Source organism: Rhodococcus sp. M8, from assembly GCF_015654185.1.
Lineage (GTDB): Bacteria > Actinomycetota > Actinomycetes > Mycobacteriales > Mycobacteriaceae > Rhodococcus > Rhodococcus aetherivorans.
Window position 1 is genome coordinate 3815589 of sequence record NZ_CP064065.1, and the last position, 19735, is coordinate 3835323.

Genomic DNA, 19735 nt, shown 5'->3' on the forward strand with positions numbered 1-19735 from the left:
CGAGTAGGAGCCATCGTGGCCGAGAAGAACACCGTCACCATCTCCGACGCCTCGTTCGTCGAGGACGTCCTGCAGTCCGACAAGCCGGTACTGGTCGATTTCTGGGCGACCTGGTGCGGCCCGTGCAAGATGGTGGCTCCCGTTCTCGAGGAGATCGCCGGGGAGCACTCCGAGAAGCTCAAGATCGCCAAGCTCGACATCGACGCCAACCCCGCCGCGGCGCGCGACTACAAGGTCATGTCGATCCCGACGATGATCCTGTTCTCCGGTGGCAAGCCGGTGAAGACGATCGTCGGTGCGAAGGGCAAGGCGGCTCTCCTCCGCGACCTCGCCGACGTGCTCTGAGTCACCGTTTCCCCGTCGACACGGATGCGCCCGGATTATTCGTGATCCGGGCGCATCTGCGACAATCGAACGATGGTCTGGTGTCACACCGGGCACAGCAGGTCAGCAGCACGGAAAGGGCCGAGACATGCACCGACTGCGCTACGGCGACCATGGCCCTGCCGTCGCCGAAATCCGGAGCACCCTCACCGGCCTCGGATTTCTGCACGGCGAGTCCGACGTCTCCGCCGGCGACAGCTGGGTGGGCTCCGATGCGGTGTTCGACCGTGAGCTCGACAGCGCGGTGCGTGCGTTCCAGCAGCAGCGCGGTCTGCTCGTCGACGGCGTCGTCGGTCCCGCCACCTACCGGTCGCTGAAGGAAGCCTCGTATCGGCTCGGCGCCCGCACCCTCATCTATCAGCTCTCCGCACCGCTCTACGGCGACGACGTCGCGACGTTGCAGCGACGCCTGCAGGATCTCGGGTTCTACGTGGACCGGGTCGACGGCTACTTCGGGCCGCGCACCCACGAGGCCCTGAGCTCCTTCCAGCGGGAGATCGGCCTCGCACCCGACGGCATCTGCGGCGCGGAGACCCTCCGGTCGCTGGAACTGCTCGGCACCCGGGTCACCGGCGGATCGCCGCACGCCATCAGCGAGGAGGAGATCGTCCGCCGGTCCGGTCCGCACCTGAGCGGCAAGCGCATCGTCATCGATCCCGGCCTCGGTGGCCGCGACCACGGCATCATCGTGCGCAGCCCGCATGGCGACATCTCCGAGGCCGACATCCTGTGGGACCTCGCTCGTCGCCTCGAGGGCCGCATGGCCGCGACCGGAATGGAGACCTTCCTCTCCCGGCCGTACCACGCGAATCCGTCGAACATCGAGCGGGCCGGCACCTCCAACGCGTTCGGCGCGGACCTGATGATCTCCCTGCGCTGCGACAGCAGCCCCAATCCGGCCGCGAGCGGCATCGCGAGCTTCCATTACGGCAACGCGCACGGCTCCGAGTCGATGATCGGCCAGGTGCTCACCGGCTTCATCCAGCGCGAGGTGACGGCCCGCACGCCGCTGCGGGACTGCCGTAGCCACGGTCGCACCTGGGATCTGCTGCGCCTGACGAACATGCCGACCGTACAGATCGACCTCGGCTACCTCACGAACACGCAGGACGCCGCGGTCCTCGCCAACCCGCGTTCGCGCGACATCATCGCCGAAGCCATCCTCATCTCGGTCAAGCGGCTGTACCTGCTCGGTCAGGACGACCAGCCCACCGGCACCTACACCTTCGCCGAACTGCTCGCCGAGGAACTGTCGATCACCGAGACCCGCTGAGCGGTTCGCTCAGCGGGCCGCCCCCACCGGGGTACGCCCCGACATGCCCGCGACGGTGAGCGCGGCCTCCTCGAGCAGTCGATCCAGCGCCGCCTCGACCCCCACCTTCCATTCGTGGTCGCGGTCGAGTTCGAGCCGCAACCTCGGGAAGCGGTGGTGGGGAGCGACGACCTCGAAACCCATGTCCTCGAGGAAGCCGGCCTCGACCATGCACTCGGCGGGGGAGCAGTCCCGTGCGGCCGTTGCCCCGGGAACGTCGCTCTCGTCCTCGCCGGCAGTCCGATACCCGAACGCCTCGATCGCGCGCACGTTACGGCGGACCAGATCGGAGATCACCGCGCGGATCAGTGCCGCCCCGAGATCGCTGCCCTCCGCGAGCGGCTCGATCCGGACGGTGGTCAGCAGGATGGCATCCGCGCTCACCGGGGACGTCGGGAACAGCTGAGCGCGCGGCACCATGTTCGGCGGGGCGTAGAACGCGCTACCGGCGGGCTTGTCGTCGAGCGTGGCGACCTGGGCGCAGGAACCCCACTGGAGCATGACCATCGACAGCCATGCCTCCTTCTCGAACTCCGGATCGTAGAACCCGCCCGCGTCGTGTACCGCCGCGGGGTCCATCTCCCAGAACACACAGCGCCGGGCGTGTGCCGACAGCTGATCCATTCCGCCCAGGGTGAGTGTTGTGACTCGAGTCGACACTGGGTTACTCAGCCTCCAAGTCCGTATCCTCGACTGTCGTCCTGACGTGCCGAGGCGTCAAGAGGGGTTGGCCTGAGATTCCATCATCGCCACGATCCGCTCCAGGTCGTCGACCGAGCCGAACTCCACAACGATCTTGCCCTTTCGCTTGCCCAGGCTGACTGTGACACGGGTGTCGAAGGAATTGGACAGGCGCTCCGCGACGTCCTGGAGGCCGGGCATCTGGATGGGCTTGCGGCGCTGCTGCGGTGCGGGGTCCTTCCCGTCGCCGCGGTTCGCCAGCATGACCGCCTCCTCGGTGGCCCGCACGGAGAGGCCCTCGGCGACGATGCGCGCGGCGAGCACCTCCTGGGCGTCGGGTCCGGCCTCGAGCGACAGCAGCGCGCGAGCGTGCCCGGCGGAGAGCACACCCGCCGCCACCCGCCGCTGGACGGGGATCGGCAGCTTGAGCAGACGGATCATGTTGGTGACCACCGGCCGGGATCGGCCGATGCGGGCCGCCAGTTCCTCGTGGGTGACGCCGAACTCCTCGAGCAACTGCTGATACGCCGCCGCCTCCTCGAGCGGGTTGAGCTGGACCCGGTGGATGTTCTCCAGCAGCGCGTCACGCAGGAGGGACTGGTCGTCGGTCTCACGGACGATCGCCGGGATCGTGGCGAGACCGGCCTCCTGGCCGGCACGCCACCGGCGCTCGCCCATGACGAGCTGGTACCGCTCTCCGTCGAGCCTGCGCACGACGATGGGCTGCATGAGCCCGAACTCACGGATGGAGTGGACGAGTTCGGCGAGCGCTTCCTCGTCGAAGACCTGCCGCGGCTGGCGCGGGTTCGGCTCGATCTTGTCCGCCTCGATCTCGAGGTAGACCGCTCCGGCGGGGGAAGGGAGGGGCGTGTCCGCCGGCGCCGGGGCGCCGTTACCCGCGGCCTTCGCGGCCGGGGGAGTCGCCTGTTCGGTGGCGGTGGCCTTGTTCGACGTGGTTTTCGGAGCGGCGTTCTTGCGGTTGTCGCCGATGATCACGTCGGCCGCAGCGTTACCGAGGCCGGGGGCGGCCGCCGGGCCGGTCGGAATCAGCGATGCCAGACCCCGCCCCAACCCGCCTTTGCGTGTCGCGCTCATTCGTTCCCCTGCTTCTCGTTCCGGTATCCGCGTGCCGCCAGTTCGCGTCCCGCGTCGAGGTAGCTCATCGCACCGCGCGAACCTGGATCGTAGTCGAGAACAGTCATCCCGTAACCGGGAGCTTCCGAGACCTTCACGCTGCGGGGGATGACGGACCGCAGCACCGCGCTGCCGAAGTGGGCGCGAACCTCCTCCGCGACCTGATCGGCGAGCTTGGTGCGGGCGTCGTACATGGTGAGCAGCACGGTCGAGACGTGCAGTTCGGGATTGAGGTGCGACTGGACGAGTTCGATGTTGCGCAGCAGCTGGCCGACCCCCTCCAGCGCGTAGTACTCGCACTGGATGGGGATGAGCACCTCCTTCGCCGCCACGAGCGCGTTGACGGTGAGGAGACCCAGCGACGGCGGGCAGTCGATGATGACGTAGTCGAAGTCCTCATCGCCGAGCGCGGCGGGGGAGAGAGCGTTCTTGAGACGGTTCTCCCGCGCGACCATCGAGACGAGTTCGATCTCGGCGCCGGCGAGGTCGATGGTGGCCGGGATACAGAACAGGCGCTCGCTGTGCGGGCTCTGCTGGATGGCTTCGGCGGCCTTCACCTCCCCGAGGAGCACCTCGTAGCTCGACGGGACGCCGGAGTGGTGCGGCACCCCGAGGGCGGTGCTGGCATTGCCCTGGGGGTCGAGATCGACGACGAGGACGGTCAACCCCTGAACAGCGAGGGCCGACGCCAGGTTCACCGTGGACGTGGTCTTGCCGACGCCACCCTTCTGGTTCGCGATCGTAATGACGCGGCGGCGAGCCGGCTTGGGGAGTGCGTTCACGGAACTCGGGTGAAGTACCTGGCTGGCTCGGTGCGCAGCGGCGCCGATCGGTGTGTCCAACGGCGAGAGCCCCTCGTACGGAATCGGAGAGAACTCGTCCTCGACGGACTCGGACTCGGCTCCCGTCGGCCTCTGCGCCTCGGTTTCACGTGAAACAGCGGATTCAGATCCACCCGACATTGACCGCTCCCTTGTTGTCGACACACCCGGTTGGCACGGTACATCCCCCTCGCGAAACCACGCCGGTGGTCCACGACCGGCCACCCCGGCCGGCCACCGTTTCGGTCCCGCGACCGGGCGGAGTGAGCCGAGGCGTAGTGGCTGATGCGTGAACTCGGAAAGCGGGTTGCGCCGGCGCAGGTTGGCGACCCTGCCGGCCCACTCCGTTTCCTCGTTTCGACCAGTATCCCATCCACCTTCCGGAGGAGTGCGACGACGTCGCCGACGAAGATGATGTTTCACGTGAAACCTGACGTTTCACGTGAAACAGAGATCTCCCCGCCGGTGCCGTTTCACGTGAAACGCCACCGGGTGGCGGCGGCGGACCGGGCGCCATCCGAGCGGGCGGGAAATTATCTGTCACAGTGACGAAATGCCATCGAGTGGATGGATGGGCGGTTGCCGCGAAAGATCCGCGCTCCCGGACGAATTCCGTTCGTGATCCCAAAAGCCAAGGCAGGCAACAACTTCGGACTAAACTGGGATCAAAGGAACGGCAGACGGCGGACTTCCACGCGGTCTCGGCGGCGCAGAACCGGAGTTCACAGTCGAGGAGGGGATTTCCGGACGCGGCGCACGCGGTGAGCGGCGGGCGATGCAGGTGCCGTCAGGATGCAGCCTTCCGCGTCACGCCATCGGGACGCGAGGGGCGGCTCGCACGGGTTGCAGCGAAAACAGTGGCGCCTGCTCGAGAGAATCGTTCAGCTCGAGAGTCTCGAGTCGCGCACATCTCGAGTCGGCGCACTCGAGGCGGGGGACCGCTCGAGTGGGGGAGGGGGGCGGTTTCACGTGAAACCTGATCAGCGCTTCTTGCGCCGTCGCACCGGCCGCGGCATCCGCTCCGCCTTCACAACGAGGGTGGGGGTCTCGAGCAGACCCACGCCGCACTCGAGGACCTCGAGGTTGCCGGCACCGAGACGGGCGAGTTCGTCGCGATCGCGTTCGATCTCCTCCGCCGCGCTGGAGCCCTTGAGCGCCAGCATCCGTCCGCCCTCGTGCACGAGCGGCAGCGACCACTTGGCGAGCTTCGCCAGCGGCGCCACCGCACGCGAGGTGACGACGTCGGATCCGCCGGCTTCCTTCACGACGCCGGGCTGCTCCGCACGGCCGCGGATGACGAGCACGTTGGTCAGGCCGTGCGTTTCGACGAACTCGGCCAGATACACCGACCGTCGCAGCAGGGGTTCGACGAGGGTCACATGCAGATCGGGGCGGGCGATCGCCAACGGGATACCCGGAAGCCCGGCACCGCTGCCCACATCGACGACACGTTCGCCTTCGTCGATCAGTTCACCCAGCACTGCGCAGTTGAGCAGGTGGCGGTCCCACAGGCGGGGGACCTCGCGCGGACCGATGAGACCGCGCTCCACACCGTCGGTAGCGAGGGAATCCCGGTACTGCTCGGCAAGACCGAGTCGCTCACCGAAGACGCGAACGGCGATCTCGTGGATGCGCGCCTCGTCCTGTTCCACGTGAAACATCCTCTCCCGACGACACTGGCCTCGAAGAAAGGAGGGATCCCGACGCACCCGCCGAGATCCCTCCCACGCACTGCTGTCCGATCGCTACTGCTGTCCGATCGATACTGCTGTCCGGTCAGTTCTTGACGACGACGACCCGGCGCTGCGGCTCGGCGCCCTCGCTCTCGCTGGACACACCCTCGATCTTGGCCACGGCGTCGTGGACGATCTTGCGCTCGAAGGGCGTCATCGGGGTCAGCTCCTCGCGCTCCCCGGTCTCGAGTACCCGCTTCGCGGCGGCCGTACCGAGCTGGCTGAGCTCTGCGCGCTTGCCCGCCCGCCACCCCGCGATGTCGAGCATCAGCTTGCTGCGCTCGCCGGTGACCTGCTGCACCGCGAGGCGGGTGAGCTCCTGCAGGGCATCGAGTACCTCGCCGTCGCGGCCGACGAGCTTGGAGAGATCCTTGCCGCCGTCGATGCTCACGACCGCACGGTCGCCCTCCACGTCGAGATCGATGTCGCCGTCGAAGTCCAGGACGTCGAGCAGCTGCTCGAGGTAGTCGCCGGCGATTTCGCCCTCCTCGATCAGGAGATCGTCCTCGGAGTCGGAATCCGCATCGAGATCCGGCGTCTCGGTGGTCACGTCGGCATCCTCCTGTGCCTTGTCCAGGTCACTGGCCATGATTCGCTCTCTCTTCTTCGGTCAGCGCCGCTTGCGCTTGGAGTTCTTCGAGCCGCTGGGGCGTTTCGATCCGGCGACGTTCTTCGGGCCTCCGGCCGGCGGGGCGGACGGCCCGGCACCGCCGGAGGTGTCGTCCGCGGCCGGCTTCTCCAGCGAGATCTCCGAAGCGTCCGCGGCACCGGCGACAGCGTCCTCCCCGGTGGTGGACGGAGCCTTCTTCTTCGCGGTCCGATCGGGACGGGCACCCGGCTTGGGGGCGTTGTCGCTGCGGCGTGCGATCGCGGCCTGCTTCTTGGCCTCTTCCTCCTGGTCGATCTTGCGGAAGACGATGTGCTGCTGGGCGTAGGTCCAGATGTTGTTGCTCACCCAGTACAGGAGGATGGCGATCGGCAGGAACGGGCCGCCGACGATGACGCCGAGCGGGAACACCCACAGCGCCAGCTTGTTCATGATCGCGGCCTGCGGATTCGCCGCGGCCTGCGCGCTCTGCCGCGCGACGGAGGCGCGGGAGTTGAAGTGGGTCGCGATGCCCGCGACGATCATCAGCGGAATCGCCACGAGCGCGATGTCGAGGCGGGAGGGGATGCCGCCGAACGGCTCGAACGCCACCAGCGACGCCTCGGGCTGGGTGATCCACGCCGAGATCGGCGCGCCGAACAGGCGCGCACTGAGGAAGGACTGCACGTCCTCCGGGCTGAACGCATAGTTTCCGAGCTGGGCGTTCTCCTCCGGCGACAGGCCGAGCTGACCGAATCCTTCACCGGTGCGGTTGAACGAGCGCAGCACGTGGAACAGACCGATGAACACCGGCGCCTGCAACAGCACCGGGAGGCAACCCATCAGCGGGTTGAAGCCGTGTTCCTTCTGCAGCTTCTGGAGTTCGACGGCCTGCCGCTGCCGGTCGTTGGAGTACTTCTTCTGCAGCGCCTTGATCTGCGGTTGCAGTTCCTGCATCTGCCGCGTCGTCCGGACCTGCTTGACGAACGGCTTGTACAGGATCGCGCGCAGCGTGAAGACGAGGAACACCACGGACAGCGCCCACGTCGCGCCGTCGTCGGGCTCCAGTCCGGGCAGGGCCGTGAAGGCGTTGTGCCAGACCCAGAGGATCCAGGACACGGGATAGTAGATGAAGTCGAGCACGGCTCTATGTACTCCTCAGGTCGTCCAAGGTCGCCACCCAGCGGCGTCGGTCCGAAGTCTTCAGTGCCGGTCAGGGACCCCGGTCGACCGATCGATGCCGCCGCTCGGGCACCGGATCCCAACCCCCAGGGTGCCAGGGCGCACATTTGAGCAGGCGGACGACCGTCAGCACGGAGCCGACCACGAACCCCCGGGTTCGCAACGCCTCGACGGCGTATTCGCTGCAGGTCGGGGTGAAACGGCAGGTCGGCATGCGTGTCGGAGACACGTACGTGCGATAGAGCTCGATGCAGAAGATCAACATCCGGGCCGGTGCGGAGCGCACCGACCGCAGCACGCCGTCCGCGTTCATCCCGTCCGTGTTCATCCCGGCCGCCGCGCCGTCGCGACCAGACCCAGTCGGGCGAGGCCGGAGCGAACCTGCCGGTCGAGTTCCTGCGAGGAGGCCGAGGCGGCACCCGGAAGCGCCCGGACGACGACGTCTGCGCCGGCGGGAACCTCGTCGACGAGAGTCGCACAGATATGACGAAGCCGGCGTGCGACTCGATGTCGAATCACCGCCGGCCCGACAGCCTTGCTCACGACGAATCCGAACCGCGGACCGCCGAAACTCACCACCAGCTCGGCCTGCTCCCGCTCGATCGCGTGAACGACCAGATCTCGCCGCCCCTGCCGGCGGCCACGACGAACGGTCTCGGAGAAGTCCGCGCGGCGCCGCAGGCGATACGGCTCAGGTAGCACCCCGAGCTCCCGGAATCGGGGATCAGGCGGTGAGCGAAGTGCGGCCCTTGCGGCGACGCGCCGACACGATCGCACGACCCGCACGGGTCCGCATCCGGAGACGGAAGCCGTGAACGCGCGCGCGGCGTCGGTTGTTCGGCTGGAACGTCCGCTTGCCCTTGGCCACGGTCAACACTCCTCGAAGTTCTATGACGCCGGTCGGCGTCCTCGGTCCAACGTGTACGGAAATCGCATGACACGTGCCGTACGCGAAAAATACTGCGTGGCAGCACGGATCCGTCACTGCTGTATGAGTGACTGTTCGAGGCTACTCGGCGGCAAGCACGAAATCAAACCGCGCCGGCTCGGCACACGCAAGACGACACGCCACACACCCATTTTCCCGTGCGTCACGTTCGCAACACGAAGTCGTGTGACTCCGTTCACATTCCGGTACGCTCCCGTTCATGGTTTCGCCGGGGTTGTTCCTCGTCGCCCACCACCGCGGTGAGCGGGGCCACTCGCTTCCGCCGCGCGGGCACCGGCGCTGCGCCCGGCCGCCGGTCTGCGCGCGGACCGGCACGCGCAGTCGCTAGCCCGGGCCGCGCGCGCCGGGCTTCTCGAGACATGTCACACTGGGCACTTCGTGTCCGAGCCGGACCTCGCGTCTCGTCCTCGGTGTGCCCCGCTCTCTACAACTCCCAATCCACATCCCACAGGCCGCCACCCTGTGGTTGTCCACATCTGTGGATAATCGTGTGGAATTCGGATCGAGAGAACTGGGGAGGACGCGACGTGAACGACGAGCCGAACGCGCTGGCCGACGTGTGGCCGGACGTCGTCGCGGAGCTGACCGCCGACGGCGAGGGCCTCAGCAAGGGCCAGAAGGCGTGGCTCGCCCTGGTCAGGCCGATCACCCTGGCGCAGGGTTTCGCCCTCCTGTCGGTTCCGTCCTCGTTCGCGCAGGAGGCCATCGAGCGGGATCTGCGCGAGCCGATCCTCCGCGCGCTCCACCGCACCCTCGGCCATCGCGTCGAGGGACTCGGCGTGCGCATCGAACCCTCGGCGGCCGTCGACGATCCCGCCGAGGACCCCTACGCCGTGCCCCGGGACACGCTGCCCCTCGAGGGCCTGCCGCCGGACCCCCGCGCGCCCGAGCCCCACGCGTTCGATACGCGGCCGATTCCCACCGGACCGCGCGAGACCGACCCCCGCGACATGGTGCATCCGTTCCGGCGGCGCCGCCCCTCCTCCCTCGACCACGGCATGCTCGAGGTCGACACGGGCGAACTCGAGGAGGTCGATGACGACCGGGAGGCCATGACCGCGGTCCGGGAGTCGTGGCCGTCCTACTTCACCCAGCCGCCGCCGCCCGCCGCCGCGGCACCGACCGGCAGCAGCAGCCTCAACGCGAAGTACACGTTCGACACGTTCGTCATCGGAGCGTCGAACCGGTTCGCCCACGCGGCCGCGGTGGCGATCGCCGAGGCGCCCGCCCGCGCGTACAACCCGCTGTTCATCTGGGGTGCCTCCGGCCTGGGCAAGACGCACCTGCTGCATGCCGCCGGGCACTATGCGCAGCGCCTGTTCCCGGGCATGCGGGTCAAGTACGTCTCCACCGAGGAGTTCACGAACGACTTCATCAACAGCCTCCGCGACGACCGCAAGGTGGCGTTCAAGCGAAGGTACCGCGAGACGGACATCCTCCTCGTCGACGACATCCAGTTCATCGAGGGCAAGGAAGGTATCCAGGAGGAGTTCTTCCACACCTTCAACACCCTGCACAACGCGAACAAGCAGATCGTGGTGTCGTCCGACCGTCCCCCGAAGCAGCTCGCGACGCTCGAGGAGCGCCTGCGGACCCGGTTCGAGTGGGGCCTGATCACCGACGTCCAGCCGCCCGAACTCGAGACCCGCATCGCGATCCTCAGCAAGAAGGCGCGGATGGACCGGCTGGACGTGCCGCACGACGTCCTCGAGTTGATCGCCAGCAGGATCGAACGCAACATCCGCGAACTCGAGGGTGCGCTGATCCGGGTGACGGCCTTCGCGTCCCTCAACCGGCAACCGCTGGACCTGACGCTGGCGGAGGTGGTGCTGCGGGACCTCATCCCCGACTCGACGGCTCTCGAGATCAACTCGGCCACCATCATGGCGGTGACCGCCGAGTACTTCGGCACCTCGATCGACGACCTGTGCGGGCCCGGCAAGGCGCGGCCGCTGGCCCAGGCGCGACAGATCGCGATGTATCTGTGCCGCGAGCTCACCGACCTCTCGCTGCCCAAGATCGGGCAGACCTTCGGCCGGGACCACACGACGGTCATGTACGCGGACAAGAAGATTCGCAAGGAGATGACCGAGCGGCGGAAGGTCTACGACCAGGTGCAGGAGCTGACTGCGCGCATCAAGCAGCGCTCCAAGCGCTGAGCCGTACCGCCCTGTGGCAGGGGCCCGGACGATCGCGTCCGGGCCCTTCGTCGTATCCGGGGACGGGCCGGCGGTAGGCGGTGAGTGTGATTCTCGAGACGGATGGGCAGTGACTCACACCTGTGGACAACCGTGTGTACAACGTGGGATCTTTGTGGACGGACGGTGTACCGATGTTGAACACTCTCGAGATGTCCACATCCGTCCTCGAGAATTCCTCGAGTTCATCCTCGAGAGTGCGGGGCTCGAGAAGCCCGCCCCACCAGCGTAGACGGTCGTTCGTCCACAGATTCCACAACCCCTATTACTACTTCTGTGTTTTCTCTCGAAGATTCCTCTTTCAAAACAGGCTTGTGGAGGACTCGAGTGCACAGGGTCTCGAGAGCCGCGTCCCCCTCGAGCCTCCGGCTTTCCAAGTGCTCCACGAGCGCATACCGTGGAGCGACGTCCCCGCTGCCGACCTCGGTGTCGGGGTCCTGTGCCAGACTTCGTTGAATCGATCGACAGCCATCAGAGCGAAAGGATCCGCCGGGCGATGGAGCTTGGAAGCATGAAGTTTCGTGTCGCTCGCGAGGACTTCGCCGACTCCGTCGCGTGGGTTGCGCGCAGTCTTCCGTCGCGGCCGCCGGTGCCGGTGCTCGGCGGCGTCCTCCTCGGCGCCGACGAGCAGGGACTGACCGTCTCCGGGTTCGACTACGAGGTCTCCGCGCAGGTCCATGTCTCCGCAGAGGTCATCACCCTCGGGCAGGTACTCGTGTCGGGCCGCCTGCTCGCCGACATCACCCGCGCGCTGCCCAACAAACCCGTCGACGTGGTGCTCGACGGAACGCGGGTGCTCATCAACTGCGGTAGCGCGAAGTTCTCCCTGCCGACCATGCCGGTCGAGGACTACCCGCAGCTGCCCGAGTTGCCGCAGCAGACCGGTTCGCTGCCCGTGGAGGTGTTCGCCGAGGCGATCAGCCAGGTCGCGGTCGCGGCCGGCAAGGACGACACCCTGCCGATGCTGACCGGTATCCGTGTGGAGATCGACGGCACCCACATGGTGCTCGCGGCCACCGACCGGTTCCGCCTCGCGGTCCGCAAGATCGAGTGGATGCCCACCGCCGACACCGCGACCGCCGCGGTCCTCGTGCCGGCCAAGACCCTCTCCGAGTCGGCGAAAACCGTTGGCGGATCTTCTAATTCGCCCGTCCAGCTCGCACTGGGTGCCGGTTCGTCGGTCGGCGCCGAGGGCCTGCTCGGCATCGTTGCGGACGGCCGGCGCACCACCACCCGCCTCCTCGACGCCGAATTCCCCAAGTTCCGCCAGTTGCTGCCGACCGAGCACACCGCGATGGCGACCGTCGACATCGCGCCGCTCGTGGACGCGATCAAGCGCGTCGCGCTCGTCGCCGAGCGCGGGGCGCAGGTGCGGCTCGAGTTCACCGAAGGCGGTCTGCTGTTGTCGGCCGGTGGCGACGACGCCGGGCGCGCGGAGGAGTCCCTCGCCGCGGAGTTCCAGGGCGAGCCGCTGATCATTGCGTTCAACCCCGGGTACCTGCTCGACGGCCTAGGCTCGCTGCACAGCGAGAAGGTGTCGTTCGGCTTCACGACGCCGAGCCGTCCCGCGGTGCTGCGACCGGCGCTCGAGGAAGCGCCCGAGCCCGACGCCTCCGGTACGTTCGCCGCCCCGGACAGCGACTACACCTATCTGCTGATGCCGGTGCGCCTGCCGGGCTGACCCGGGGGCAGGAAACGGTCGGAGCCTGTGTACGTTCGCACCTTCTCGTTGCGCGACTTCCGTTCCTGGGAAGCCGTTTCGCTGAATCTGGCGCCGGGGCCGACGGTGTTCCTCGGTCGCAACGGGCACGGCAAGACCAACCTGCTCGAGGCGCTCGGCTACCTGTCGACGCTGACCTCGCACCGGGTGTCCGGCGATGCCCCGTTGTTCCGGAGCGGGACGTCGCGCGCCCAGGTGGGTGCGGTCGTCGTCAACGGCGGCCGGGAACTGGGTATCGACGTCGAACTCAACGAGGGCCGGCCCAACCGGGGCCGGATCAACCAGTCCCCGACCCGACGGCCGCGCGAGATCCTCGGCATCCTGCGGACGGTGTTGTTCGCGCCGGAGGACCTGTCGCTGGTGCGGGGCGACCCGGGCGACCGGCGCCGGTTCCTCGACGAGCTGCTCGCCACCCGCATCCCGCGGATGAGCGGGGTCCGCGCCGACTACGACAAGGTGCTGCGACAGCGCTCGGCCCTGCTGAAGACGGCCGGGGGTGCGCTGCGCCGCGGCAGCCGGTCCGGCGACGGTGCGAGCGCACTGGCGACGCTCGACGTGTGGGACGGCCATCTCGCGGCACACGGGTCCGAGCTGCTCGCGGCCCGCGTCGCGCTGCTGCACGAGCTCGCCCCGCACGTCGCCGAGGCGTACCGATCGATCGCCCCCGAGTCACGACCGGCGCTGCTCCGTTACCGCAGCACGGTGGGCGAGGCGCTGCCGCCGGAGTTCGCCGACCCGGCCCGCGCGCCGCGATCCGACGACCGTGAGGTGCTCGAGGCCGCGTTCCTGACCCGGCTGGCGCAGGCGCGGACGAAGGAGATCGAGCGGGGCGTGTGCCTGGTGGGCCCCCACCGCGACGAACTCGACCTGATCCTGGGTGATCAGCCGGCCAAGGGATTCGCCAGCCACGGGGAGTCCTGGTCGTTCGCGCTGGCGCTGCGCCTGGGCGCCTTCTCGCTCCTGCGGGCCGACGGCACCGACCCGGTCCTCATGCTGGACGATGTGTTCGCTGAGCTGGATCGGCGTCGTCGCACCGCGCTCGCCGCCGTCGCGGCCTCGGCCGAGCAGGTACTCATCACCGCCGCGGTCCCCGAGGACGTGCCGGCGGAGCTGTCCGCGGTCCGGTTCGGGGTGCGGGCCGAGGACACCGACCGGGGACGGCTCTCGGTGCTGACCCGGCTCGACGGCGGCGATCCCTCGCAGCCGGATCTGGACGGAACCGTGGACGGAGCACTGCGATGAGCACCGAGAATCCGGGCGAACAACTCCCCGAGCCGCCGCTGCGCGGGATCGACCTGGCCCGTCGCGCGCTGGAGGAGGCCCGTGCGGCCGCGAAGGCGAGCGGGAAGTCGGTGGGGCAGGGGCGCGCGTCACGCGGGGCGCTGCGGCCACGGCGCCGCCGCCGCGGCTGGTCGGGCCCGGGCCCCGACGAGCGGGACCCGCAGCCGCTCGGCGCGCTGGCGAACTCGCTGGCCAAGCAGCGGGGATGGTCGGGGCGCGTGTCGGAGGGCACGGTGCTGGGCAGTTGGGCGCGCGTGGTCGGCGACGATATCGCCTCGCACGCGTCGCCGACGACGCTGCGCGACGGGGTGCTGCACGTGTCGGCGGAGTCGACCGCGTGGGCGACCCAGCTGCGCATGATGCAGGCGCAGATCCTCGCGAAGATCGCCGCCGCGGTCGGGCACGGGGTGGTCAAGGAGCTGCGGATCACCGGGCCGACGGCGCCGAGCTGGCGTAAGGGGGAGCGGCACGTCCGCGGGCGCGGACCGCGGGACACGTACGGCTGATCCGACCCTGGATTTATATGTAACCCGATGTTACGTTGAAATCAGCCGGTTGTGCGCTGCCGCACACGTCCGCATCGGGAGGTATGTCCATGTCCACACCACTCATCGAACCGGACCGCGTCCTGCTCCAGGCCCGCAACGTCGAGTTCGACTGGAGCACGCTGCCCCTGCACTGGGTGCCGGGCGATCCGTTCAGCACCCACGTGCTCAACGTCCTGCATCTGTTGCTGCCGGCGGGGGAGGAGTGGTTCGTCGAGACGTTCAAGGAGGCGCTGCCGCTCATCGAGGACGAACAGCTGCGCGAAGACGTCGTGGGATTCATCGGCCAGGAATCGGTGCACTCCCACGCTCACCAGGGGGTACTCGAGCAACTCGAGTCGAAGGGTCTCGATCCCACCCCGTTCACGGACCAGATGCGGTGGCTGTTCGGCCGGTTGCTCGGCCGGCGACCGCTGACCGGACTGCGCGCGGAGAACTACCTCGTCGAGCGGCTCGCCATCATCGCCGCCGTCGAGCACGTCACCGCGTTCCTCGGGGACTGGGTCCTCAATGCGAAGGGCCTCGACGCGGCGGGCACCGATCCGACCATGCTCGACCTGCTGCGCTGGCACGGCGCCGAGGAGGTCGAGCATCGCAGCGTCGCCTACGACGTGATGCGCTACTTCGACCCCGGGGAGGCCCGGCGGATCCGCACCCAGCTCCTCGTCACCCCGGTCCTCGTGTGGTTGTGGATCCGCGGTGCCCGATTCCTCATGGCCCACGACCCGGACCTGGCGCGTGCATCGAAACATGTGCGTGCACCCCATCTTTCGGACTGGCTGGCGGCGAGTCGCCGCGGCACGCTACCCGGCCCGGTGGACCTCGGCAGGCGCATGTCGCGGTACTTCCACCGCTCGTACCACCCGAGCCACGAGGGCTCGACCGGTCAGGCGGTCCGCTATCTGGCGTCCTCCCCCGCGGCCCGGGCGGCAGCCCGATGACCGGGGTGCTGCCGCGGCACCGTCGCCCGTCGGACCTGCACGGGCGGAACCGGACCGACCGTGCGATGGGCCTGCTCGGATCCGTCGTGGAGAGCTACCTGCGTCTCGTCACGGCTCTCGGCTACGACGGCGCCGCCGGTGCCGGGGACCCCGATCTGCAGCTGAATCTGGTTGTCACCGAAAAGGAGCCGGTGACGGTCGACGGCGACGTGGTGCGGTTGACGCTGCGTGCCCCCGGCGGCGCCGAGCTGCCGGCGTGGCACCCAGGTGCCCACCTCGACTTCCATCTGCCCTCCGGGCGGCGACGGCAGTACTCGCTGTGCGGCGATCACGAGGACCGCACCCGCTACACCGTCGCGGTTCGCCGGATCCCCGGCGGCGGGGGCGGGTCGCTCGAGATGCATGCCCTCGAACCGGGCGACCCGGTGGCCGTGCGCGGTCCGCGCAACGGGTTCCCGTTCGTCGCCGAGGGTGCGGCCCTGTTCGTCGCCGGCGGGATCGGCATCACTCCCGTCCTGGCGATGACCCGCGCCGCGGACCGTGCCGGAATGGACTGGCGGCTCGTCTACACCGGACGCACCCGGGCCGCGATGCCGTTCCTCGACGAGATCGGAACATGGGATCCGTCAAGGGTTTTCGTACGTCCGGACGACGAGCACGGCACGCCGACGGGCGCCGACCTGCTCGCGGGCGCCCCCGCCGGCGGGGCCGTCTACTGTTGTGGGCCCACCCCGATGCTGGACGCGGTGCGTGCCGGCATCGACGCCACGGGGGCGTCGGCCCTGCACTTCGAGCGGTTCGGTGCCCCACCCGTCGTCGACGGCCGGGCCTTCGAGGTCCAACTGGCGAGCACCGGAGAGGTGCTCGCCGTCCCGGCCGACGAATCGGCGCTCGAAGTGATCCGCCGGCGCCGGCCCGGCATCGGCTACTCGTGCCGGCAGGGGTTCTGCGGAACCTGCCGGGTGCGGGTCCTGTCCGGCACCCCCGACCACCGCGAGAACCGGCTCACCCCCGAGGAACGTCGCGAGGAGATGCTCGTCTGTGTCTCGCGCGCCGACGGTGGCCGGCTCGTACTCGACCTCTGAGGGAGAACATGACCACTCGTACCGTCACGAACGGAGCCGTCCGCCTCCACCTCGTCGAGGAGGGCAACCCGCAGGGGCCGACCCTCGTGCTGGTCCACGGCTGGCCCGACACGCATGCCCTGTGGGACCGCGTGGTGCCCGCGCTGGCCGGCGACTTCCGGATCGTCCGGTTCGACAACCGCGGTGCCGGCGCGTCGACCGTGCCGCGCGACGTCGCGGCCTACCGGCTCGAACTGCTCGCCGCGGACCTGTTCGCGGTGATCGACGCGGTGAGCCCGGACGCGCCCGTGCACCTGCTCGGGCACGACTGGGGGTCGGTGCTGGGCTGGGAGGCCGTGTGCGAACCCGGGGCGGCGGAGCGGATCGCGTCGTACACCTCGGTGTCCGGGCCGAACCTCGACCACCTCGCGCTGTGGATGCGTCGCCGGCTGGGGGAGCGGCGCCCGCTCGGCCCGCTCGAGCAGGCCGTGGCGTCGTCCTACACGGTGCTGTTCCAGACCCCCGGCCTGCCCGTGCCTGCGCTGCGGTGGTGGTTCTCCCGGCACTGGCCGGGATTCGTCGGGTTCTTCGACCGCTCCGACCCGGCCCTGATCGGACCCGTCGCGCCCACGCTCGCCGACGACATGGTGCACGGCCTGAAGCTGTACCGGGCGAACCTGCGCCGGCGGCTCCGCGCGCCGCGCGAGCGGCGCACCGACGTCCCCGTTCAGCTGATCCAGGGCCTGCGGGACCGGGCGGTGCGGCCGGTCGGGTACGAGGACACCGAGAAGTGGGTCACCGATCTGCGCCGGGAACCGCTCGACGCCGGGCACTGGTCGCCGCGCTCGCATGCCGGGGAGCTCGCGGCCGCGACCGCGCGCTTCGTGCGCGACGTCGAGGCGCGGCACACTGCCCGAACCTCGTCGCCCTAGCGATTCACCCTCCCGTACTCGCGACGCCGCGCCTGCGGGCCGGTGAGCGGCGTCGGCGGCCCGTCCTGTGTCGGACGGGGCAAGTACGCTTCCGGGCAGTAGGATGAATTCCGAATGCGTGCGCGTGTGCGCGAGACCCAGGCGGAAGAAGGAGAGCTACCAACCCGTGGCTGCCCAGAAGTCGAACAAGAGCAACAGTGAGTACGGTGCTTCCTCCATCACCGTCCTCGAGGGTCTCGAGGCGGTGCGCAAGCGCCCCGGCATGTACATCGGTTCCACCGGTGAGCGCGGCCTGCACCACCTGATCTGGGAGGTCGTCGACAACTCGGTCGACGAGGCGATGGCCGGCCATGCCACCAAGGTCGAGGTGACCCTCCTCGAGGACGGCGGCGTGCAGGTCGTCGACGACGGCCGCGGCATCCCCGTCGGGATGCACGCCTCCGGCATCCCGACCGTCGAGGTCGTGCTGACCCAGCTGCACGCGGGCGGCAAGTTCGATTCCGATGCCTACGCCGTCTCCGGCGGTCTGCACGGCGTCGGCATCTCGGTGGTCAACGCGCTGTCCACCCGGCTCGAGGTGGAGATCGACAACGACGGCTACCACTGGGAGCAGACGTACCTGTCGTCGAAGCCCGGCGAACTGATCAGGGGCGAGCCCACGCGGGCCACCGGCACCACCGTCCGGTTCTGGTCGGACCCGGACATCTTCGAGACCACGACCTACAACTTCGAGACGGTCGCGCGGCGCCTGCAGGAGATGGCCTTCCTCAACAAGGGCCTGACGATCACGCTGACCGACGAGCGGGTCGCCCCCGAGGAGGTCACCGACGAGGTCGTCAGCGAACTCGCCGAGGCACCGAAGAAGGCCGAGGAACAGGAACAGGCCGAGGCCGAACAGCATCACAAGGTCAAGACCCGCGTCTACCACTACCCGGGCGGCCTCGAGGACTACGTGCGGCACATCAACCGCACCAAGCAGCCGATCCACAACTCGGTCGTCGGCTTCACCGCGAAGGGCACCGGCCACGAGCTCGAGGTCGCGATGCAGTGGAACTCGGGCTACTCCGAGTCGGTCCACACCTTCGCCAACACGATCAACACCCACGAGGGCGGCACCCACGAGGAGGGCTTCCGCGCGGCCCTGACCTCGGTGGTCAACAAGTACGCGAAGGACAAGAAGCTCCTCAAGGACAAGGACCCGAACCTCACCGGCGACGACATCCGCGAGGGACTGGCCGCGATCATCTCGGTCAAGGTCGGCGAACCGCAGTTCGAGGGCCAGACCAAGACCAAGCTCGGCAACACCGAGGTCAAGTCGTTCGTGCAGAGGGCCTGCAACGAGCACCTGTCGCACTGGCTCGAGGCGAACCCGGCCGACGCGAAGACCATCGTGACGAAGGCGGTCTCGTCCGCGCAGGCCCGCGTCGCCGCCCGCAAGGCGCGCGAGCTGGTCCGGCGCAAGTCCGCCACCGATCTCGGCGGGCTGCCCGGCAAGCTGGCGGACTGCCGGTCGAACGACCCGAGCAAGTCCGAGATCTACATCGTCGAGGGCGACTCCGCCGGTGGCTCGGCGAAGTCGGGACGCGACTCGATGTACCAGGCGATTCTGCCGCTGCGCGGCAAGATCATCAATGTCGAGAAGGCGCGCATCGATCGCGTGCTGAAGAACAACGAGGTCCAGGCGATCATCACCGCCTTCGGCACCGGTATCCACGACGAGTTCGACATCGCGAAGCTGCGCTACCACAAGATCGTGCTGATGGCCGACGCCGACGTCGACGGCCAGCACATCGCCACGCTGCTGCTGACGCTGCTGTTCCGCTTCATGCGTCCGCTGGTCGAGCACGGCCACGTGTACCTGGCGCAGCCGCCGTTGTACAAGCTCAAGTGGCAGCGTTCCGAGCCCGAGTTCGCGTACTCCGACCGGGAGCGTGACGGCCTGCTCGAGCGCGGTCTCGCCGCCGGCAAGAAGATCAACAAGGACGACGGCATCCAGCGTTACAAGGGTCTCGGCGAGATGAACGCCAAGGAACTGTGGGAGACCACCATGGATCCCAGCGTGCGCGTGCTGCGTCAGGTGACGCTCGACGACGCGGCCGCAGCCGACGAGCTGTTCAGCATCCTGATGGGCGAGGACGTCGAGGCACGTCGCAGTTTCATCACCCGTAACGCCAAGGACGTTCGCTTCCTGGACGTCTGACCGGGTTCCCCGGCGCCGGAGAGGGCGGCGGAAGGGGTGTGTGACGAGGTTCACACCACCGCTTTCGTCGCC

At 68.7% G+C, this 19735-nt stretch carries 19 protein-coding genes; 10 read left to right on the forward strand and 9 right to left on the reverse strand.

Annotated features, from left to right (window positions below):
• Positions 1–15 precede the first annotated feature (15 nt).
• Both trxA and ISO16_RS17260 read left to right on the forward strand, forming a co-directional pair.
• Complete coding sequence (gene trxA, locus ISO16_RS17255) at positions 16–345, forward strand: thioredoxin (protein WP_006934442.1); 330 nt, start codon at positions 16–18, stop codon at positions 343–345.
• Between the two features lie 127 nt (positions 346–472).
• Entirely contained in the window at positions 473–1657 is a 1185-nt protein-coding gene (locus tag ISO16_RS17260) for an N-acetylmuramoyl-L-alanine amidase (RefSeq protein ID WP_065923256.1), read from the forward strand.
• Positions 1658–1666: 9 nt separating this feature from the next.
• On the opposite strand, the gene ISO16_RS17265 is transcribed toward ISO16_RS17260, so the two are convergent.
• From ISO16_RS17265 to rpmH, 9 genes are all read right to left on the reverse strand, one after another.
• Positions 1667–2356, reverse strand: coding sequence for a hypothetical protein (locus tag ISO16_RS17265; RefSeq protein ID WP_006934444.1), 690 nt, complete (start codon positions 2354–2356; stop codon positions 1667–1669).
• Positions 2357–2413: 57 nt separating this feature from the next.
• A complete protein-coding gene (locus tag ISO16_RS17270) occupies positions 2414–3472 on the reverse strand; it encodes a ParB/RepB/Spo0J family partition protein (protein ID WP_029546797.1) in 1059 nt (352 codons plus the stop codon).
• A complete protein-coding gene (locus tag ISO16_RS17275; RefSeq protein WP_029546798.1) occupies positions 3469–4473 on the reverse strand; it encodes a ParA family protein in 1005 nt (334 codons plus the stop codon). Before ISO16_RS17275 ends, ISO16_RS17270 begins: the two co-directional genes overlap by 4 nt.
• Before the next feature lie 839 nt (positions 4474–5312).
• Positions 5313–5993: a 16S rRNA (guanine(527)-N(7))-methyltransferase RsmG gene (gene rsmG, locus ISO16_RS17280; RefSeq protein WP_029546799.1), complete on the reverse strand. Its 681-nt coding sequence runs from the start codon at positions 5991–5993 to the stop codon at positions 5313–5315.
• Positions 5994–6108: 115 nt separating this feature from the next.
• Positions 6109–6654: a Jag family protein gene (locus ISO16_RS17285; RefSeq protein WP_029546800.1), complete on the reverse strand. Its 546-nt coding sequence runs from the start codon at positions 6652–6654 to the stop codon at positions 6109–6111.
• Positions 6655–6675: 21 nt separating this feature from the next.
• Positions 6676–7794: a membrane protein insertase YidC gene (gene yidC, locus ISO16_RS17290; protein ID WP_072633806.1), complete on the reverse strand. Its 1119-nt coding sequence runs from the start codon at positions 7792–7794 to the stop codon at positions 6676–6678.
• 70 nt (positions 7795–7864) lie between these two features.
• Positions 7865–8146 carry a membrane protein insertion efficiency factor YidD gene (gene yidD, locus ISO16_RS17295; protein WP_006934452.1) on the reverse strand — a complete coding sequence of 94 codons (282 nt, stop codon included), beginning with the start codon at positions 8144–8146 and terminating at the stop codon, positions 7865–7867.
• 11 nt (positions 8147–8157) lie between these two features.
• A complete protein-coding gene (gene rnpA, locus ISO16_RS17300; RefSeq protein ID WP_006934454.1) occupies positions 8158–8535 on the reverse strand; it encodes a ribonuclease P protein component in 378 nt (125 codons plus the stop codon).
• A 22-nt stretch (positions 8536–8557) separates the two neighbouring features.
• Positions 8558–8701, reverse strand: coding sequence for a 50S ribosomal protein L34 (gene rpmH / locus ISO16_RS17305; protein ID WP_006934459.1), 144 nt, complete (start codon positions 8699–8701; stop codon positions 8558–8560).
• Between the two features lie 608 nt (positions 8702–9309).
• Between rpmH and dnaA the strand changes: the two genes are divergently transcribed.
• The 8 genes from dnaA (at position 9310) to gyrB (ending at position 19663) form a co-directional block, all read left to right on the forward strand.
• Positions 9310–10941 carry a chromosomal replication initiator protein DnaA gene (gene dnaA, locus ISO16_RS17310; protein WP_044475805.1) on the forward strand — a complete coding sequence of 544 codons (1632 nt, stop codon included), beginning with the start codon at positions 9310–9312 and terminating at the stop codon, positions 10939–10941.
• A 535-nt stretch (positions 10942–11476) separates the two neighbouring features.
• Complete coding sequence (gene dnaN, locus ISO16_RS17315) at positions 11477–12661, forward strand: DNA polymerase III subunit beta (RefSeq protein ID WP_072633807.1); 1185 nt, start codon at positions 11477–11479, stop codon at positions 12659–12661.
• Between the two features lie 27 nt (positions 12662–12688).
• Positions 12689–13942, forward strand: coding sequence for a DNA replication/repair protein RecF (gene recF, locus ISO16_RS17320; RefSeq protein WP_029546804.1), 1254 nt, complete (start codon positions 12689–12691; stop codon positions 13940–13942).
• Entirely contained in the window at positions 13939–14487 is a 549-nt protein-coding gene (locus ISO16_RS17325) for a DUF721 family protein (RefSeq protein WP_006934465.1), read from the forward strand. Before recF ends, ISO16_RS17325 begins: the two co-directional genes overlap by 4 nt.
• Positions 14488–14576: 89 nt before the next feature.
• Positions 14577–15467: a metal-dependent hydrolase gene (locus ISO16_RS17330; protein WP_029546805.1), complete on the forward strand. Its 891-nt coding sequence runs from the start codon at positions 14577–14579 to the stop codon at positions 15465–15467.
• The gene (locus ISO16_RS17335) at positions 15464–16552 is read left to right on the forward strand and encodes a PDR/VanB family oxidoreductase (protein ID WP_072633808.1); all 1089 of its coding nucleotides are present in this window, start codon (positions 15464–15466) and stop codon (positions 16550–16552) included. Before ISO16_RS17330 ends, ISO16_RS17335 begins: the two co-directional genes overlap by 4 nt.
• Positions 16553–16560: 8 nt before the next feature.
• Entirely contained in the window at positions 16561–17463 is a 903-nt protein-coding gene (locus ISO16_RS17340; protein ID WP_072633809.1) for an alpha/beta fold hydrolase, read from the forward strand.
• A 166-nt stretch (positions 17464–17629) separates the two neighbouring features.
• Positions 17630–19663, forward strand: a complete 2034-nt coding sequence (gene gyrB, locus ISO16_RS17345; protein WP_072633810.1) for a DNA topoisomerase (ATP-hydrolyzing) subunit B — start codon at positions 17630–17632, stop codon at positions 19661–19663.
• Positions 19664–19735: the final 72 nt, after the last annotated feature.

Bases quoted from the DNA above. Each gene is read 5' to 3' on its own strand.
- ISO16_RS17335 (WP_072633808.1), top strand. From the start codon at position 15,464: ATGACCGGGGTGCTGCCGCGGCACCGTCGCCCGTCGGACCTGCACGGG.
- ISO16_RS17270 (WP_029546797.1), bottom strand. From the start codon at position 3,472: ATGAGCGCGACACGCAAAGGCGGGTTGGGGCGGGGTCTGGCATCGCTG.
- yidD (WP_006934452.1), bottom strand. From the start codon at position 8,146: ATGAACGCGGACGGCGTGCTGCGGTCGGTGCGCTCCGCACCGGCCCGG.
- dnaN (WP_072633807.1), top strand. From the start codon at position 11,477: ATGGAGCTTGGAAGCATGAAGTTTCGTGTCGCTCGCGAGGACTTCGCC.
- ISO16_RS17330 (WP_029546805.1), top strand. From the start codon at position 14,577: ATGTCCACACCACTCATCGAACCGGACCGCGTCCTGCTCCAGGCCCGC.
- ISO16_RS17325 (WP_006934465.1), top strand. From the start codon at position 13,939: ATGAGCACCGAGAATCCGGGCGAACAACTCCCCGAGCCGCCGCTGCGC.
- ISO16_RS17285 (WP_029546800.1), bottom strand. From the start codon at position 6,654: ATGGCCAGTGACCTGGACAAGGCACAGGAGGATGCCGACGTGACCACC.
- ISO16_RS17340 (WP_072633809.1), top strand. From the start codon at position 16,561: ATGACCACTCGTACCGTCACGAACGGAGCCGTCCGCCTCCACCTCGTC.
- ISO16_RS17275 (WP_029546798.1), bottom strand. From the start codon at position 4,473: ATGTCGGGTGGATCTGAATCCGCTGTTTCACGTGAAACCGAGGCGCAG.
- rsmG (WP_029546799.1), bottom strand. From the start codon at position 5,993: ATGTTTCACGTGGAACAGGACGAGGCGCGCATCCACGAGATCGCCGTT.
- ISO16_RS17260 (WP_065923256.1), top strand. From the start codon at position 473: ATGCACCGACTGCGCTACGGCGACCATGGCCCTGCCGTCGCCGAAATC.